This is a genomic window from Micromonospora rosaria (assembly GCF_001567585.1).
Taxonomy (GTDB): Bacteria; Actinomycetota; Actinomycetes; order Mycobacteriales; family Micromonosporaceae; genus Micromonospora; species Micromonospora rosaria.
Window position 1 is genome coordinate 1 of record NZ_LRQV01000154.1, and the last position, 14,611, is coordinate 14,611.

A 14,611-nucleotide genomic window follows, 5' to 3' on the forward strand; every position below is an offset into this window, starting at 1 on the left:
CGGGGCATTTCGTCCGCGTCCCCGCCGCTCTCGCGCCGGGCACTTTTACTACGTTACCCGGTGGTTTCCGCCGTGTCAAACCGGTGTTTCCTGGTCTGTCACGCTTCGGCCCATTTCCGGGCACCACGATCAGACCGATTCGCATCGGGCTCCGTACCGTGGTGGTGGTAGGCCGGCCGCGCGGTCTCCCGCAGCTCGCCCGTTTCCCTACCGACGGACCACTCTACCCGGTCGGTTTCGCCCCGCCAAATCGGCCCTGTGGTCGACCTGGGGACACCGCCCGTTCCGGTCCTGGCGGCTGGCCGCCCGATCCGGATGGTGGTCACCGCGCTCTGGCCTTTCAGGACTTTCGCCCTGCTTCGTCCGTTCCGCGCTGGCAGAGAGAAAGTTACGCCCCCGGCGGATTGATCGTCAAATCCGCCGGGGGCGTCCCGCGTCACACCGCCGCCGACCTGCTCATTTCCGCAGCTCCACCCCGGCGAACGACTTCTTGCCCCGGCGCAGGACCAGGTACCGGCCGTGCAGCAGGCGCTCGGGAGCCACCGTCGCGTCGACCTCGGTGACCCGGTCGTTGTTGACGTACGCGCCGCCCTCGGAGATCACCCGCCGGGCCTCCTTCATGCTCGGCACCAGGCCGGACTCCTTGAGCAGGCCGGCCACGTCGGGCAGGTCGTCGAGGTGGACCAGGCCGGCCTCGGTGAGCGCCGCCCGCAGCGTCTCCGGGGTCAGGTCGTCCAGGGACCCCCGACCGAACAGCGCCTGGCTGGCGGCGACGGCCTGCGCCATCTCCCGCTCGCCGTGCACCAGGGTCGTCAGCTCCTCGGCCAGGGCACGCTGCGCGAGGCGGGCCGCCGGCCGTTCCGCCGTCTCCTTCTCGAGCTGCTCGATCTCGTCGCGCGAGCGGAAGCTGAAGTAGCGCAGGTACCGGGTGACGTCCCGGTCGTCGGCGTTGAGCCAGAACTGGTAGAAGGCGTACGGGCTGGTCAGCTCCGGGTCGAGCCAGACCGCGCCGCCCTCGGTCTTGCCGAACTTGGTGCCGTCCGCCTTGGTCACCAACGGCGTGACGAAGGCCTGCACCGGGCCGGCGCCCCGGCGCCGCACGTAGTCCACGCCGGCGGTGATGTTGCCCCACTGGTCGCTGCCGCCGAACTGGAGCTGGCAGCCGTGCCGGCGGTGCAGCTCGAAGAAGTCGTTGGCCTGCAGGAGCTGGTAGCTGAACTCGGTGAAGCTGATGCCGCTCTCCAGCCGGGCCCGGACCACCTCCCGGGCCAGCATCTTGTTGACCGGGAAGTGCTTGCCGACGTCCCGGAGGAAGTCGACCACGGACAGCTCCGCGGTCCAGTCCAGGTTGTTGACCAGCTGGGCCGCGTTCGTCCCCTCGTACGACACGAAGGGCGCGAGCTGGTCGCGGATGCGAGCCACCCAGCCGGCGACCACCTCGGGCGGGTTCAGGGACCGCTCGGCGCTCTCCTTCGGGTCGCCGATCTGCCCGGTGGCCCCGCCGACCAGCAGCAGGGGACGGTGCCCGGCGAGCTGGAGCCGGCGGGCCGTGGCGACCTGCATGAGGTGGCCGACGTGCAGGCTGGCCGCGGTCGGGTCGAAGCCGACGTAGTAGGTGGCGCTCCCGCCGTCGAGCAGGGCGCGCAGCTCGTCGGGGTCGGTGGAGTCCTGGATCAGGCCCCGCCACCGCAGGTCATCGGTCAGGGAGTCCCGCCCGGACGGCGGAAGGTTGCTGTCGGTCACGGTCACCGATTCTCCCCCATCGCCGGGGGTGGCCCGTAACGGGTTCGCCGCGACCGGGTGCCGCTAGGCTGCCGGGCCATGACCTCAGAGCACACGCCGGAGCTGACCGGCGGCCTCGTCGGGCTGTTGGGACTCACCTTCGACGAGGCCAGCGCCGACCGGGTGGTGATCCGCTGGCAGGTCCGCCCGGAGCTGCACCAGCCGTACGGCATCCAGCACGGGGGCGTGTACTGCGCGGTCGTGGAGACCGTGGGCAGCGTCGGCGGCTCCCTCTGGCTCGGGGACCGGGGCCGGGTGGTGGGCGTGTCCAACCAGACCGACTTCCTGCGCGCGGTCCGCGACGGTGAGCTGGTGGCGGTCGGCACCCCGGTGCACCGGGGACGCAGCCAGCAGTTGTGGCAGGTGGAGATCGTCGACGCCGAGCAGCGGCTGGTCGCCCGGGGGCAGGTCCGGTTGCAGAACCTCAGCCCGGCCTGACCCGCCCCGCCGACGGCCCCCGGCCGGCCCGGCCCGGCGGGCGCGCCGATCGGGCCGGATGCCCGCTTTCGAGGGTGAAGAGGGGGTACGCCCCGATATCGTCGCGGAGGTGACCCGGCCCGACCCGCCTCCGAGGTGAGAAAGCTCCTCGCCGCCACCCTCGGCATCCTCTCGGCGGTCGGCGGCTTCGTCGACATCGGTGACCTGGTGGCGGCGAGCCAGGCCGGGGCCCGGTTCGGCCTGGGTCACGCCTGGGTGCTGCTGGTCGGCGTGGTCGCCATCTGCCTGTACGCCGAGATGGCCGGCCGGATCGCGGCGGTGAGCGGCCGGGCGGTCTTCGACCTGGTCCGGGAGCGGCTCGGACCCCGGGTGGCGCTGCTCAACCTGGTGGCGTCGTACCTGGTCACGGTCCTCACCCTGGCCGCCGAACTCGGCGGGGTGGCGCTGGTGCTGCACCTGGCCTCCGGACTGCCGTACCTGCTCTGGGTGCCGGTCGCGGCGGTCGCCGTGTGGCTGGTGCTGTGGCGGATGCGGTTCCAACTGATGGAGCGGGTCTTCGGCCTGGCCGGGCTGACGCTGGTGGTCTTCGCCGTGGCGTTGACCCGGCTGCCCACCGACTGGGGCACGCTGGCCCGCGACGCGCTGACGCCCGGACCGTCCGCCAGCGGGTGGGGGGTGTACTGGTTCATCGCGGTGGCGCTGTTCGCCTCGACGGTGAGCCCGTACGAGGTGTTCTTCTTCTCCTCCGGCGGGGTCGAGGAGCGGTGGACCGCGACGGACCTCGCCGACGCCCGGACCAGCGTGCTGGTCGGCTTCCCGATCGGCGGCTTCCTCGCCCTGTCGCTGATCGCCACCGCCGCGGTGGTCTACCACCCGACCGGCGCGTCGCTGACCACGCTCGACGAGGTGGCCCGGCCGGTGGTGCTCGCGTTCGGGGCGGCCGGGCTGGTGGTGGCGGTCCTGGCGTTCTTCGCGGTCACCTTCGGCGCGGCGCTGGAGACCGGGCTCTCCGCGGCGTACGCGGTGGCGCAGTACTTCGGCTGGCAGTGGGGCAAACGGGTCAGCCCCCGCGAGGCCGCCCGGTTCCACAGCGTGCTGCTGCTGAGTGTGCTGCTCGGGGTGCTGGTGCTGATGACCACCGTCGACCCCGTCACGCTCACCGAGTACATGCTGATCGTCAGCGCGGTGGTGCTGCCGATGACGTACCTGCCGATCCTGATCGTGGCCAACGACCGGACGTACCTGGGTGGGCAGGTCAACGGTCGGCTGACGAACCTGCTCGGCGCGCTCGTGCTGGTGGTCATCGTCGTCGCGTCGGTCGCCGCGATCCCGCTGGCGGTCGTGACCAGGATGGGACAGTGAGGCCCGGCCATGCGGATGCAGCTCGACCACCGGTTGCTGGACCGGCAGATCGTGGACGCCGACGGGCTGCTCGTCGGCCGGGTCGACGACGTCGAGTTCGCCCTCGACGCCGACGGGGTGCCGTACCTGGCCGCGCTGCTCACCGGGCGGGTGGCCCTCGGGCAGCGGATCGGCGGCTGGACCGGCCGGCTCCTGGTCGCGGTGGCCGAACGGTTCTCCGGGCGGCGACCGGCGAGCCCGCTGCGGATCCCGTACCCGCTGGTCGCCCGGGTGGACAGCACCGTGCGCCTGCGGGTGCGGCTCGACCGGCTGCCGACCTCGCCGGCGGAGGAGTTCCTCCGTCGGCACCTGATCGACCGGATTCCGGGAGCCGACCGTGCGAGCGGGTGAGCTGCTCGGCCGGACCGCGTACGACCTCGACGGGCGGCGGCTCGGGCGGGTGGTGGACCTGGTGGTGCGTGGCCGGGCCGACGGCCGGCTGCGGCTGACCGACCTGATCGTGGCCCGCCGCTGGTACGGCCGGGTGGCCGGGCGCCTGGTCGGGGTGGAGCACCACCCGTCCGGCCCGTGGGTGATCCGCGCGACCGCCCGGTGGATCAGCCGCAGCACCCACCAGTTCCCGGTGCACCGGGTGCGGCTGGTACCCCCGCTGCCGGGCGTGCCGCCGACCCCACCCGCCGCCTCAGCGGCCGACCGTCCCGGCTGACGCCCCGGTCGGTCGTGACCGGTGGACCCCCGCCCCGGCACCCGCAGGCGGCGGCCCACCGGTGCCGTCACCGGCGGGCGGCGTCCACCCTCGGCGGGTTCCCGGCGGCCCGGTCCGCCGGGTCGGCGGAGTCCCGCCCGGCGTTGCCCGCGACGGGCTGCCCGCCGTCGGTGGCGGAGCCGCCGACGGCCGCGCGCTCCGGGCCGTCGCCGTCTGTCCCGCGCTCCGGGCCGTCGCCGGTGGCGCCCCCACCCGTACCGTCGCGGGTGGCCCCGCCCTCCGGGCCGTCGCCGGTGGCGACACCTTGCGGGCTGTCGGCGGTGGGGGCGCGGTCCGGGTCGTCGGCGGCCTCCCGGCGCAGCCGGACGGAGACGATGGCGTGGTGGTCGATGCCGGCGACCGCCACCGTCCAGCCGTCGATGGTGACGCTCTCGCCGGTCGCCGTGGGGATGTGCCCGAGGCAGGCCAGCACCAGCCCGGCGATCGTGGTGTAGTCCCCCTCCGGACGGCCGGGCAGGTCGACGCCGATGTCGGGCAGGTCGTGCACCGGGAAGGTGCCCGGCAGCACCAGCGTGCCGTCGTCCTCGGTGCGGACCGCGCTGACGTCCCGGTCGGTCTCGTCGTAGATCTCGCCGACGATCTCCTCCAGGATGTCCTCCAGGGTGACGATGCCCTCGACCGCGCCGCGTTCGTCCACCACCAGCGCGATGTGCTGCCGCTCGGCCTTGAACTGGCGCAGCGCGTCGACCACCGGCAGGGAGTCGGGCAGCAGCATCGGCGGGCGGGCCCGGTCGTCGATCGGCTGGGCGTCCGGCACCCCGACCAGGTCGCGCAGGTGGATCACCCCGATCGTGTCGTCCAGGCCACCGTGCCGGACCACCGGCGCGCGGGAGTGTCCGGAGGTCGCCAGGACCAGCCGGGCGGCCTCCGCGGTGGTGCCGCTGTCCAGGCAGAACACCTGCAACCGGGGTACCAGCACGGCTCGCAGCCGGCGGTCGGCGATCTCCACCGCGCCGGCGATGATGGTCTGCTGCTCCTTGGTGAAGCCGTGGTTGCCGGCGACGATGTCGCGCAGTTCGTCCGGGCTGATCTCGTCGCGCTGCGGCTCGGGGTTCCCGCCGAGCAGGCGGACCACCAGGTCGGTGGTGACGCCGAGCAGCCAGACCGCCGGCCGGGTGAGGGTGGACAGCAGGTCCAGCGGGCGGGCGATCAGCAGCGCCCACCGCTCGGGCATCTGCATGGCGATCCGCTTCGGGGCCAGCTCACCGAAGACCAGCGTGACGAAGGTCAGCGCCAGGGTGACCAGCACGATGGCGACCGGCTCGGCGGCGCCGCCGAGGACCTCCAGCAGCGGGACCAGCGGCCGGGCCAGGGAGACCGCCGCAGCCGCCGAGGCCAGGAAACCGGCCAGGGTGATGCCGATCTGGATGGTCGCCAGGAACCGGTTGGGGTCCTTGGCGAGGCGGGCCAGGACCCGCCCGGCCCGGCTGGTCCGCTCCAGCCGCTGGATCTGGCTCTCCCGTAACGAGACCAGGGCGATCTCGCTACCCGCGAAGATCGCGTTGAGGACGACCAGGACCCCGACCAGGGCCAGTTGGGTCCAGATGCTCTGCACGCCGGCTCCCTCACCGTTGCCAGCGCCGGTCGACAGACCGACGCCGCCGGGCGGAGATCCCGGCCGGCGTACGCCTGTCTGTGCCCAGCCGACGGCCCGGTGAATCCTGTTCCCGTCGACCGGTCCCGGTCACGGGGTCAGGTACGGCCGGGCACCGGGGTGGCGGGCAGGTCCAGCACGTACCGGTCGTCGTCGGGGCGGAACCCGAGCCGGCTGTAGTAGGGGGCGACCATGCCGGGCGGGCTCACCACCCGGCGGAAGCCCCGGTCGGTGAAGAGGCTGCTGCGCCGGTAGACGAACTCGCCCGGGGTGAGGTCCCGGTACCGCCGGGTGACGTAGTCCAGGTCGACCTGGGCCACCCCGTCCGGCTCGGCGTGCACCAGCACCACCCCGACCACCTCGTCGGCCCGGACCACCAGGAACGCCGAGTGCCCGTCCCGCTGCGGCGCCCACCGGAAGCCGGGGTTGAACCGGGCGATGTCGGCGGCGTGCACCCGCAGGGTGTGGGCGAGGAAGGCGTCGTCCACGCCGACCTCCACCACCTCGTACGTCGCCTCGTCGTGCCGGGTGGCGAGCATCCCCCGCAGGTACCACAGGTTGATCACGGTGAGCACGACGTTGAGGCCGACCATCGGCCACACCCCGAGGGCGGTGTTGTAGCCGATCAGCACCACGCAGCCGACCAGGTTCAGCGCGCGCAGCCGCAGGATCCGCGCCTGCAGCAGGGACCAGACCAGCAGCGCGGACCCGGCCCACCCGACGGCGTCCAACCAGCTCACGCCGCGAGGGTAGCCGCTGGGGCGGCCGCGCGCGCCGGGAACCGGCTCAGCCGGTGAGTTCCAGCACGTACTCCTCGATCTCGGTGCCCCGGCCGGGGGCGTACGCCCGGTCCTCGCCGCAGATGACGAAGCCGCACTTGCGCAGCACGGCCAGGGAGCCCGCGTTGTCCTTGGCGGCGCGGGCGTGCACCGGTCGTTGCGGCAGGTCGCGCAGGAGCGCGGCGAGCGCGCGGGTGGCGTACCCCCGGCCCCAGTCCGCCCGGTCGATCCAGTAGCTGACCTCGGTCTGCTCGGCGACCGGGAAGGCCAGGACGTGACCGACCACCCGGCCGTCGACGGTCACCGTCCGGGAGACGATCGCCGGGTCGGTGCGGACCCGGTGCCAGTGGGCGGCGAAGGCGGCGCGGTCCTGCGGGTCGTCGGCGGCGAACGCCGCCATCCGGACGGCCTCGGGATCCGACTGGTGCCGGAAGAACTCCGGGAGGTCCTCGTCGCGGACGGGACGCAGACGCAGCTCAGCGGTCACGGCCAGACGATACGGCCGGGGTGTGACGGCGCAGCCCCGGGCCCCGGGTCACCGGTCCGCCCGCTCCGCGACGGTGTCCCGGGTCGACCGCCGGCCGGCGGCGTCAGGGCCGTTGGTCCCGGGTCGGCCGGGCGCGATGCCCCTGCCCGCCGGTGGGTTCCCGGCGCGATCGTGGAGCGGGACGGCGTGCCGGGGCGACGGGGCCGGGCGGCCAGGCGTACCGGGCGGCGTGTCCGGGCAAATGCGGAATGTCGGCGGTGCCGCCGTCGACAATGACCACTGACGACCCAGGGAGAAGCTGATGAACCGACCTGTCGTGGTGGGTGTGGACGGGTCACCGTCCAGCCTGGTCGCCGCCGAGCAGGCGGCGCAGGCCGCCGTCCGCCGCTGCGCGCCCCTGCACCTGGTGCACGGCTACCTGCACCCCCTCGGGTACGGCGTGCCGCTCAACCCGTACGACCTGGGGTTGCCGGCGCCGACCAGCGAGGCGCAGAAGATGCTCGACCAGACGGCCACGGAGCTGTCCGGCCGGTGGCCCGGCCTGGACGTGCAGGCGCGTCAGGTGGCCGGTGGGCCGGGTGCCACCCTGGTCGAGGAGTCCCGCCGCGCGGAGTTGGTGGTGGTGGGCAGCCGGGGCCTGGGCGGCTTCGCCGGCCTGCTGCTCGGCTCGGTCAGCCAGCAGGTGGCCGGGCACGCCCACTGTCCGGTGCTGGTGGTCCGCCCACCCGAGCAGCCGATCCCGGTGGACGGTCCGGTGGCCGTCGGGTTGGACGGCTCGGATCCCGCGCTGGCCGCCGTCCGGTTGGCCGCCGACGAGGCCGCCCGGCGGGACACCGGCCTGCTGCTGATCCACGTCCGTTCCGGCGACGGGGAGCGGCCGGTGCCGGACGAGGTGGAGGAGAGCGCGGCGGCGGGCCGGGCCGACTCCGACGACCTGCTCGCCACCGCCGCCGCCACGGTCCGGACCGAGCACCCCGACCTCGCCGTCGAGCGGCGCAGCCTACGGGCCGAGAAGCCGGCTCCGGCCCTGGTGCAGGCGAGCGGAGAGGCGACCCTGCTGGTGGTGGGCTCCCGGGGGCGGGGCGGGTTCACCGGCCTGCTGCTCGGCTCGGTCAGCCAGGCCCTGGTCCAGCACGGGCACTGCCCGATCCTCGTCGCCCGCCCGCACCACCCCGCGCCCTGAGCCGCCCCGACCCCGCCCGGGTGGTCACGGCGCGGGCGGTGCGAGGAGATCGTCGAAGCTGGTGGTGAGGGCGAACGGGTCGGTCGGCGTCCGGCCGGGGTACCGGACGATCTGCTCGGCCAGCTCGGCGGCGGCCCGCCGGATCCGGGTCCGCAGAGCCCCGTCGGCACCGCCGTCCGACCAGTCCTCGGGGGCGGCGAAGACCCCGGTGGGGACCACCACCGCCCGCACGTGACTGAACAGCGGGCGCAGCGCGTGCTCCAGGGCCAGCGAGTGCCGGGCGGTGCCGCCGGTGGCGGCGATCACCACCGGCTTGCCGGCCAGCGCGTCACGGTCGAGCACGTCGAGGAAGGACTTGAAGATCCCGCTGTACGACGCGCCGAAGATCGGCGACACGGCGATCAGTCCGTCGGCGGCGGTGACCTGCTCCACGGCCTGCCCGAGGGCGGCCGACGGGAAGCCGGTGAGCAGGTTGTTCACCACGTCGTGCGCGTGCTCGCGGACCTCGATGGTGCGGTGGCGCAGCGTCAGCTCCCGCCGGGCCGCCTCGTCGGCGACGGCGGCGGCCAGTTGGTCGGCGAGCAGCCGGGTGGACGAGGGCTGCCGCAGGCCGGCGGAGAGGACCACCAGGGTGCGCTCGCTCATCGTCCACCCTCCGCCCCGGCGCCGGCCCGCTCGGCCCCGGCGGCCCGCGCCGGGTCCTGCGCCGCCGTCCCGGCCGCGTCACGGGCGGCCCGCAGGGAGGCGTGGGTGGGCGCCTCGGGTACGTGCGCCGGACGCCGGGCGGCGAACTCCCGCCGCAGGACCGGGACCACTTCCTCGCCGAGCAGGTCGAGCTGCTCCAGCACGGTCTTCAGCGGCAGGCCGGCGTGGTCGACCAGGAAGAGCTGCCGTTGGTAGTCGCCGACGTACTCGCGGAAGCCCAGGGTACGGTCGATGACCTGTTGCGGGCTGCCCACGGTCAGCGGGGTCTGGCTGGTGAACTCCTCCAGCGACGGGCCGTGACCGTAGACCGGGGCGTTGTCGAAGTACGGCCGGAACTCGCGGACCGCGTCCTGCGAGTTGCGCCGCATGAACACCTGCCCGCCGAGGCCCACGATCGCCTGCTCGGCGGTGCCGTGGCCGTAGTGGGCGAAGCGCTGGCGGTACAGTCCGACCATCCGGCGGGTGTGCTCGGCCGGCCAGAAGATGTGGTTGGCGAAGAAGCCGTCGCCGTAGTAGGCGGCCTGCTCGGCGATCTCCGGGCTGCGGATCGAGCCGTGCCAGACGAACGGCGGGATGTCGTCCAGCGGGCGGGGCGTCGAGGTGAACGACTGCAACGGGGTACGGAATTTGCCGGACCAGTCGACGACGTCCTCCCGCCACAGCCGGTGCAGCAGGGCGTAGTTCTCCACGGCGAGCGGGATGCCGTTACGGATGTCCTGGCCGAACCAGGGGTAGACCGGGCCGGTGTTGCCCCGGCCGAGCATCAGGTCCACCCGGCCGTCGGCGAGGTGCTGGAGCATCGCGTAGTCCTCGGCGATCTTCACCGGGTCGTTGGTGGTGATCAGCGTGGTGGCGGTGGAGAGCAGCAGCCGCTCGGTGCGGGCCGCGATCCAGCCGAGCATGGTGGTCGGCGAGGAGGGCACGAAGGGGCGGTTGTGGTGCTCGCCGGTGGCGAACACGTCGAGCCCGACCTCCTCGACCTTCTGCGCGATGGTGACCATCGCCTTGATCCGCTCGTGCTCGGTCGGCTCCCGTCCGTTGGTCGGGTCGACCGTGACGTCGCCGACGGTGAAGACCCCGAACTGCATGATCCACTCCTCGCCTTGACCCTCCGGGCCGGTCTGCCCGGACGCCGCGCACAACATACTTGACGAGTCAAATAATTCCCCGGGGCGGGGTGCCACGGCGCCACGGTGCGCGTTGCGGGCCGCGAGCGGCATCACGGTCGCACCGGCACACCTGTCAGGAACAAACATTCCTGACAGGTATGCGGCTCACACTCGACATGCTGCCCCGGCACCCACGTCGGCGCGGCCGTTTCCCGACAGTCGCCAGGCATCCGGTGACCGGCAGACCGCCCGCGCCGCCACCTGGCGTCACACCCGGCGACCGCGACGCCCCTGGTCCGCCCCCGCTCCGGTCGCGGATCAGGCCCGGCGGCCCGGCGCACCGCTGGCGGCCGGCGGCGCCGCGCCCGCCCGGCGTCGGGGCACGTGCCGACGGTACGCGCTGACCGTGGGGTCACCGGTGATCCAGAAGCGCCACGGGACCTCGTGCGCGGCGGCCACGCCGACCCGGGGACCGGCGGAGACGGCCGCCGGCGGGACCGGGCGCGACGGCGGCGTCAGCAGGAGCGGACCGCTGCCGTCCAGCACCGACGTGCCGTTCGCCTCGGCGGTGACGCCCAACGCGACCACCAGCCGGGCCGGCCCGCGCGCCAGGTCACGGTCGGCCACCTCACCCCGCCGCTCGCGGGCGAGGTCCCGCCCGTCGACCACCTCGCCGGCCCGCAGCAGGACCGCCGCCGCCGCCCCGACACCACCGCAGACGACGTTCAGGCACCAGTGGACCCCGTAGCACTGGCACTGAGCACGTAGCTCTTGGCAGGGCCTGTCCTCCAACGAAGTGACCCCGGCGAGTGCGCGAACACTCCCGGGGCCTTGATCGGGAGGAGTCCCCGACCCGCCATGAGTATAGAAGCTGTCTCCTGGGTGCTGAACGACGCGCCCGACGTACCCCCTCAGTGCATGACCGTGTTGATCGGTCTGGCCAACCATGCCCACGCCAACGGCCGGGCTGCGTTCCCGTCTCAGGAACGGCTCGCCCACTACGCCCGGAAGTCGGTCCGCTCGGTGCAGCGGGATCTGACGGAGCTTGTTCGGCTGGGCATCGTCCGCCGTGGCGATCAGCGACACGTCGCCTTCATCCCCGTTGACCGTCGCCCCGTTGTCTGGGATCTCGCGATGGAGCGGCGGCGGACCGTTCCCGGCTCGCTCGACCCGTTCGCCGAGCCGCAGTCTGGTCGACCGACCGAGGCTCCCGAGCCTGTGGATAACCGGGGCGACGCTCACGTCATCCCGGTCGACCGGGGCGACGTACACGACCGAGCGGCACGACGTACACGACCGAGCGGGGTGACGCCTGCGTCGTACAAACCGTCCTTGAACCATCAAGAACCCTCCTACCGCGCAAGCGCGGGAGAGACCTCTCCAAAGATCAACGGCAAGAAGACCTTCACCCCTCGCGCGCTGACCGGCGCTGCCCTGCCCATTCAGCGGGACGTCGCGCAGTGCCCGACGCACCGGGGCATGCCCGCCGGCCGTTGCGGCGCGTGCCGCTCCGAGGCTCTGGCCGGTGGCCGATGAACGAGACCGCCGCCTACGCCCTGTTCCTGGTCCTCATCGGCGGACCCGTCGCGATGCTCTCGCCGTTCGCTATCGCCCGCCTGCTGATCGACCAGCACGCCGAGCAGGTTGCCGCCGACACCGCCGCCCGCAAGGAGATCCGCCCGTGAACGTCACCTCGGTTGCCTCTCGCCTGAGCACGGGTCTCGTTGCCTTGGTCGCCGGCTACGCCTCGTTCTCCCACATCTACGCCGTCGCCCGGTCGGCCGGTGAGCATGTCTCGGTTGCATCGGTGCTGCCCCTGTCCATCGATGGCCTGATCCTGGTCGGCACGCTGGCGATGCTCGATGACAAGCACGGCAACAGGAAGCCTCGCCTGTCCGCACGGCTCTCCGTGACGTTCGGCATCATCGCCACCCTTGCCGCCAACATCGCCTCGGCTCAGCCGACCTGGACGGCGCGAGCGGTTGCCGCCGTTCCGCCGGTCGCCTTCCTGCTGGCCGTCGAGGTGCTGAGCCGTCGGGGCAAGGTGATCCACCCTGAGCCCGCCGAGCAGGTCGAGTCGGTCACCATCGCTGAGCCGGTTGCCGTCGAGCCTGAGCCCGTAGCCGAGCCGGTTGCCGTCGAGCAGGTCGAGCCGGCCAAGGTCGAGCCGGTCGAGCGGACCAGGAAGCCGAGCACCAAGCCGGCCGGCACGTCGGCTGACCGGGTCATGTCGGCTCACCTCGCCGAGCCCGAGGCGACTCACCCCCGGATCGCGCAGCTTGCCGGGGTCAGCGTCGCGACGGTGAAGCGGTACCGGCCTTCCCGGTCTGCTCGCCGTACGGTCGATCTGGCGGGGGTGGCGGCATGACCGAGCTTGAGCGGGCTCTCCGCAAGCTCCAGCGCAAGCACACCGTGTCGCGGGTGGCCTATCGGTACCTCTCCGGTAGGCCGCTCAGCGGCGAGCCTGGCTACCCGTACCGGCGCCGTGGACCGGGTCGGCTGGCCGGCTGGCAACGGCAGGTGAGGGTCTGCTGCACGGTCAGGTGACAGGTGTAGTCACGCGGCCTGACTGGCCGGTGGGTGCATGATGGTCTCGAATTCAACAGGGGTCAACCGCGACAGCGAACGCTGGCGTCTGCGGCGGTGGTAGGTCCGTTCGATCCAGGTCACGATCGCGATCCGGAGTTGCTCACGGGTCGCCCATGACCGCCGGTTCAGGACGTTGTTCTGCAGGAGTCCGAAGAAGGATTCCATGGCGGCGTTGTCGCCGGCGGCGCCGACGCGGCCCATCGCCCCGGCCATCCGGTGGCGGTTCAGGGCTCGGACGAATCTCCCAGATCGGAATTGGGATCCGCGGTCGGTGTGCAGGACGCAACCGGCCAGGTCACCACGTCTGGCGGCGGCGTTGTCCAGTGCGGCGACGGCCAGGCGGGACTTCATCCGCGAGTCGATGGAGTAGCCGACGACGCGGTGGGACCAGACGTCCTTGATCGCGCAGAGGTAGAGCTTGCCCTCGGCGGTGTGGTGTTCGGTGATGTCGGCCAGCCACAGCCGGTTCGGGCCGTCGGCGGTGAAGTCCCGCTGGACCAGGTCGTCGTGCACCGGCGGTCCGGCCTTGCCGCCCTTGCCGCGGCGCTTGCGCTTGCCGAACGCGCTCCACCAGCCGTTACCGGAGCAGATCCGCCAGCCGGTACGGTCGGCCATCGGCTGCCCAGCCTGTCGGGCCTCGTCGACCAGGAACCGGTAGCCGAACTCCGGATCGTCGCGGTGGGCGTCGAACAGCGCGGTGGCCCGATACGCCGCCACCACCTCAGTGGTCGTGACGGGTCGGGCCAGCCACCGGTAGTAGGGCTGACGAGCAATCTTCAACACCCGGCACGTCACCGCCACGGGGATCCCGTCGGCGGCCAACTCGCTCACGAGCGGGTAGAGCCTTTTCCCGGCAGGTTCGCCTGCGACAGGTAGGCAGCGGCCCGGCGCAGGACCTCGTTCTCCTGTTCGAGGAGCTTGATCCGCTTGCGGGCCTCCCGCAACTCGGCCGACTCACCGCTGGTCGTCCCGGGCTTCACGCCGGCGTCGACGTCGGCTTGGCGCAGCCACGTGAACAACGTCATCGGATGGACCCCGAAGTCCTTCGCGATCTGCTCGACCGTCACACCGGGGTCCCGGTCACGGGCGACCCGCACGACATCGTCGCGGAACTCACGGGGGTAGGGCTTGGGCACAGCGACATCCTTCCAGCCCGCCAGCAAGGCAAGCCAACTCAGATGTCACCTACCGGTGCAGCAGACCCCAAGGACGCCGCCTACACCCTGCTTCGTGCGATCAAGGACGCCGGCCCTCGTCCTTCCAGCCGACCGGCAGCTTGCGCCGCCCGGAGTACCTGCCGAGCATGGAGGTGGCGGTCCTGGGTTCCGACCTGGTGTCCACCGAGATGGAGGGCCGGGAGATCGTCCGCGTCTTCGAGTCCACGCTCTTCGCCGCTGGCGGACCGCTGGAGGAACTGCTCGACAAGGTCGCCGGTGACATGATCGGCCAGTGGCGCCAGGGCATCGGGGCCTTCGAGAACATCGAGGTTCTGTCATGGCTGAACCCGGGGACGGTTCGGGTCCGGCTGACCATGCGGGCTCGCATCGCCCCGTTGATCAGAAGCATCAGCCACCACCTGTAGCCAGGCGGGGAGAAGGCGGGGTTGTCGGAGCGATCCGGCACCCCGCCTCCCTGCGTTCCTGGCTGGTCGACCTTGCAACCGTGGCCCGATCCGGCACGCCCCGCAGCTACGTCTCCCCTGGTCAGTGGGTCGATGCGGCGATCCGAACGACTCTGGAACCGTGGCAAGATCTTGGCTGCTAGGGCCTGTGTCGAAGTCGGTCACAGCCACTCGTTGATCGCGGCGATGTGCACGG

The 14,611-nt window shown here is 72.6% G+C and carries 16 protein-coding genes and 2 pseudogenes; 10 read left to right on the forward strand and 8 right to left on the reverse strand.

Annotation, left to right across the window (positions count from 1 at the left end):
• Nucleotides 1-456: 456 nt before the first annotated feature.
• The gene (tyrS, locus tag AWW66_RS27645) at nucleotides 457-1,743 is read right to left on the reverse strand and encodes a tyrosine--tRNA ligase (protein WP_067372305.1); all 1,287 of its coding nucleotides are present in this window, start codon (nucleotides 1,741-1,743) and stop codon (nucleotides 457-459) included.
• A 78-nt stretch (nucleotides 1,744-1,821) separates the two neighbouring features.
• Between tyrS and AWW66_RS27650 the strand changes: the two genes are divergently transcribed.
• From AWW66_RS27650 to AWW66_RS27665, 4 genes are all read left to right on the forward strand, one after another.
• Nucleotides 1,822-2,220: a PaaI family thioesterase gene (locus AWW66_RS27650; RefSeq protein WP_067372267.1), complete on the forward strand. Its 399-nt coding sequence runs from the start codon at nucleotides 1,822-1,824 to the stop codon at nucleotides 2,218-2,220.
• Nucleotides 2,221-2,355: 135 nt separating this feature from the next.
• Complete coding sequence (locus AWW66_RS27655) at nucleotides 2,356-3,582, forward strand: NRAMP family divalent metal transporter (RefSeq protein WP_067372270.1); 1,227 nt, start codon at nucleotides 2,356-2,358, stop codon at nucleotides 3,580-3,582.
• Between the two features lie 9 nt (nucleotides 3,583-3,591).
• Nucleotides 3,592-3,972: a hypothetical protein gene (locus AWW66_RS27660; protein ID WP_067372274.1), complete on the forward strand. Its 381-nt coding sequence runs from the start codon at nucleotides 3,592-3,594 to the stop codon at nucleotides 3,970-3,972.
• Nucleotides 3,959-4,288, forward strand: a complete 330-nt coding sequence (locus tag AWW66_RS27665) for a PRC-barrel domain-containing protein (protein ID WP_067372277.1) — start codon at nucleotides 3,959-3,961, stop codon at nucleotides 4,286-4,288. The genes AWW66_RS27660 and AWW66_RS27665 overlap by 14 nt, the downstream gene beginning before the upstream one ends.
• A gap of 277 nt (nucleotides 4,289-4,565) precedes the next feature.
• Here AWW66_RS27665 and AWW66_RS27670 read toward each other — a convergent pair.
• The 3 genes and pseudogenes from AWW66_RS27670 to AWW66_RS27680 all read right to left on the reverse strand — a co-directional run.
• Nucleotides 4,566-5,903 (reverse strand): annotated as a pseudogene (locus tag AWW66_RS27670) (hemolysin family protein); the annotation flags it as partial.
• Nucleotides 5,904-6,040: 137 nt separating this feature from the next.
• Entirely contained in the window at nucleotides 6,041-6,682 is a 642-nt protein-coding gene (locus AWW66_RS27675; RefSeq protein ID WP_067372281.1) for a hypothetical protein, read from the reverse strand.
• Between the two features lie 46 nt (nucleotides 6,683-6,728).
• Nucleotides 6,729-7,208 carry a GNAT family N-acetyltransferase gene (locus AWW66_RS27680; protein ID WP_067372284.1) on the reverse strand — a complete coding sequence of 160 codons (480 nt, stop codon included), beginning with the start codon at nucleotides 7,206-7,208 and terminating at the stop codon, nucleotides 6,729-6,731.
• 301 nt (nucleotides 7,209-7,509) lie between these two features.
• On the opposite strand from AWW66_RS27680, the gene AWW66_RS27685 reads away from it, so the two are divergent.
• Nucleotides 7,510-8,391 (forward strand): universal stress protein, encoded by an 882-nt coding sequence (locus AWW66_RS27685; RefSeq protein WP_067372287.1) that lies wholly within the window; start codon nucleotides 7,510-7,512, stop codon nucleotides 8,389-8,391.
• 24 nt (nucleotides 8,392-8,415) lie between these two features.
• Here the strand turns inward: AWW66_RS27685 and AWW66_RS27690 are convergent, their stop codons facing one another.
• The 3 genes and pseudogenes from AWW66_RS27690 to AWW66_RS27700 form a co-directional block, all read right to left on the reverse strand.
• Complete coding sequence (locus AWW66_RS27690) at nucleotides 8,416-9,036, reverse strand: FMN reductase (protein ID WP_067372289.1); 621 nt, start codon at nucleotides 9,034-9,036, stop codon at nucleotides 8,416-8,418.
• The gene (locus AWW66_RS27695) at nucleotides 9,033-10,184 is read right to left on the reverse strand and encodes an LLM class flavin-dependent oxidoreductase (protein ID WP_067372291.1); all 1,152 of its coding nucleotides are present in this window, start codon (nucleotides 10,182-10,184) and stop codon (nucleotides 9,033-9,035) included. Before AWW66_RS27695 ends, AWW66_RS27690 begins: the two co-directional genes overlap by 4 nt.
• A gap of 339 nt (nucleotides 10,185-10,523) precedes the next feature.
• A pseudogene (locus tag AWW66_RS27700) lies at nucleotides 10,524-10,952 on the reverse strand (DNA-3-methyladenine glycosylase); the annotation flags it as partial.
• Between the two features lie 171 nt (nucleotides 10,953-11,123).
• Here AWW66_RS27700 and AWW66_RS33095 point away from each other — a divergent pair.
• The 4 genes from AWW66_RS33095 to AWW66_RS33100 are packed head-to-tail and all read left to right on the forward strand — an operon-like array spanning nucleotide 11,124 to nucleotide 12,752.
• Nucleotides 11,124-11,741 carry a helix-turn-helix domain-containing protein gene (locus AWW66_RS33095; protein ID WP_169807187.1) on the forward strand — a complete coding sequence of 206 codons (618 nt, stop codon included), beginning with the start codon at nucleotides 11,124-11,126 and terminating at the stop codon, nucleotides 11,739-11,741.
• Nucleotides 11,738-11,890 (forward strand): hypothetical protein, encoded by a 153-nt coding sequence (locus AWW66_RS34035; protein ID WP_157528040.1) that lies wholly within the window; start codon nucleotides 11,738-11,740, stop codon nucleotides 11,888-11,890. The genes AWW66_RS33095 and AWW66_RS34035 overlap by 4 nt, the downstream gene beginning before the upstream one ends.
• Complete coding sequence (locus tag AWW66_RS27705; protein ID WP_067372293.1) at nucleotides 11,887-12,573, forward strand: DUF2637 domain-containing protein; 687 nt, start codon at nucleotides 11,887-11,889, stop codon at nucleotides 12,571-12,573. Before AWW66_RS34035 ends, AWW66_RS27705 begins: the two co-directional genes overlap by 4 nt.
• Entirely contained in the window at nucleotides 12,570-12,752 is a 183-nt protein-coding gene (locus tag AWW66_RS33100) for a hypothetical protein (RefSeq protein ID WP_083979052.1), read from the forward strand. Before AWW66_RS27705 ends, AWW66_RS33100 begins: the two co-directional genes overlap by 4 nt.
• A gap of 9 nt (nucleotides 12,753-12,761) precedes the next feature.
• Here the strand turns inward: AWW66_RS33100 and AWW66_RS27710 are convergent.
• Nucleotides 12,762-13,930, reverse strand: a protein-coding gene (locus AWW66_RS27710; RefSeq protein ID WP_157528043.1) for an IS3 family transposase whose coding sequence is annotated in 2 segments (ribosomal slippage) — nucleotides 12,762-13,643 and nucleotides 13,646-13,930 — 1,167 coding nt in all. Because the reading frame shifts where the segments join, the coding sequence is not laid out codon by codon here.
• A gap of 167 nt (nucleotides 13,931-14,097) precedes the next feature.
• On the opposite strand from AWW66_RS27710, the gene AWW66_RS27720 reads away from it, so the two are divergent.
• The gene (locus AWW66_RS27720; protein ID WP_157528045.1) at nucleotides 14,098-14,376 is read left to right on the forward strand and encodes a hypothetical protein; all 279 of its coding nucleotides are present in this window, start codon (nucleotides 14,098-14,100) and stop codon (nucleotides 14,374-14,376) included.
• Nucleotides 14,377-14,611 lie beyond the last annotated feature (235 nt).